Here is a 1,655-nt window from a genome sequence, read left to right on the forward strand (position 1 = left end):
GCTTCACGACACAACAACTTGGCAATGCCGTTCTATCCGATCACCGTGCTGATGCTGGCCGGCATCCGCGAGATCGCCATCATCACCACGCCCGAGGACCAGCTCCAGTTCCAGCGCCTGCTGGGCGACGGCAGCCAATGGGGCTTGCGCTTCGAATACCTGGTGCAGCCCTCGCCCGACGGGCTGGCGCAGGCCTATCTGCTGGCCGAGGATTTCCTGGCCGGCAGCCCTTCGGCCATGGTGCTGGGCGACAACATCTTCTTCGGCCACGGCCTGCCGGTGCTGCTGGCCGCCGCCGACAACCGCCAGAGCGGCGGCACCGTCTTCGGCTATCGCGTCGCCGACCCCGAACGCTATGGTGTCGTCGCCTTCGATCCCGACGGCAAGGCCAGCGCCATCATCGAAAAGCCCGAGGTGCCGCCGTCCGATTACGCCGTCACCGGGCTTTATTTCCTCGACGGCACCGCGCCGGCGCGCGCGCGCGCGGTCAAGCCCTCGGCCCGGGGCGAACTGGAAATCACCACGCTGCTCGAGAGCTACCTGCACGAAGGCAGCCTGACAGTCGAGCGCATGGGCCGCGGCTTTGCCTGGCTCGACACCGGCACCCACGCCAGCCTGCTCGACGCCGGCAATTTCGTGCGCACGCTGGAGCAGCGCCAGGGCCTGCAGACCGGCTGCCCCGAGGAGATCGCCTTCGAGGCCGGCTGGATCACCGCCGACGAACTCCGCGCGCGGGCCAAGCTGTTCTCGAAGAACCAGTATGGGGCTTATCTGAAAAATCTATGTCCTCGCTAAGTATAGGCCCGAAGGATGCCACCCGCCTGCACAAAGGTATGGCTTGTAATCCAAAAAATAGATCGATGTTAAATTCTCATACAATACATCCTCGTGTGGCAGTTCTCCTCGCCAGTCATAACGGAGAGGCCTATATTAAGGAACAGATAGACAGTATATTATCGCAAGATGGCGTATCCATACATATTTTTATGTCTGACGATGGCTCTACAGATGGAACGCTATGCATAGCGGAGAGATATAAAAGCCAATGCCTTACCGTACTGCCCCCCAAGAGATTCGGGAATTCAGGACAGAACTTTCTGTATCTTCTTCGCGAAGCTCCTTGGCAGCACTTCGACTACCTAGCTTTCTCGGATCAAGACGATATTTGGCTGCCGAATAAAGTCGGATCGGCAATAAGAAAATTGAAAGACGGTCAATATTCCGGGTACAGTGCCAATGTGATGGCTTTTTGGCCGGACGGCAAATATTCCCTCGTAAAAAAATCGCATCCTCAAAGGCGACGCGATTATTTATTCGAGTCAGGAGGGCCAGGAAATACGTTTGTTCTACCAGTGAAAAGCGGCGTTCATGCACTTAATTTGATCCGGTCCGCTAGATCTGAGATAGTTAATAAAATAGAAAGCCACGACTGGCTTATTTACGCAATTGTAAGGGAGAACTGCGGTCGTTGGTTAATAGACGAAAACCCTATGATGTATTACCGGCAGCACGACAAAAATGTCAGCGGCGCCGGGCTAAGCTTTAAAAGGCTCGCTAGAAAGTTGAAGATGCTTTTCGGCAACTGGTATATTGATCAGGTTAAGTCAATAGCCGAAATCTCGGGAGCTAGGTCATGTTGACAAATGGCGAAGCCA

At 55.5% G+C, this 1,655-nt stretch carries 2 protein-coding genes; both read left to right on the forward strand.

Annotation, left to right across the window (positions count from 1 at the left end; genetic code table 11):
• The first annotated feature begins 24 nt into the window (after positions 1-24).
• Positions 25-795, forward strand: a complete 771-nt coding sequence (rfbA, locus tag PARACOCCUSGL_RS0120030) for a glucose-1-phosphate thymidylyltransferase RfbA (protein WP_010400931.1) — start codon at positions 25-27, stop codon at positions 793-795.
• Positions 783-1,640, forward strand: a complete 858-nt coding sequence (locus PARACOCCUSGL_RS21715; RefSeq protein ID WP_083825882.1) for a glycosyltransferase — start codon at positions 783-785, stop codon at positions 1,638-1,640. Before rfbA ends, PARACOCCUSGL_RS21715 begins: the two co-directional genes overlap by 13 nt.
• Positions 1,641-1,655: the final 15 nt, after the last annotated feature.

Origin of the sequence: Paracoccus sp. TRP (assembly GCF_000185925.1) — a bacterium.
Classification (GTDB): Bacteria; Pseudomonadota; Alphaproteobacteria; order Rhodobacterales; family Rhodobacteraceae; genus Paracoccus; species Paracoccus kondratievae.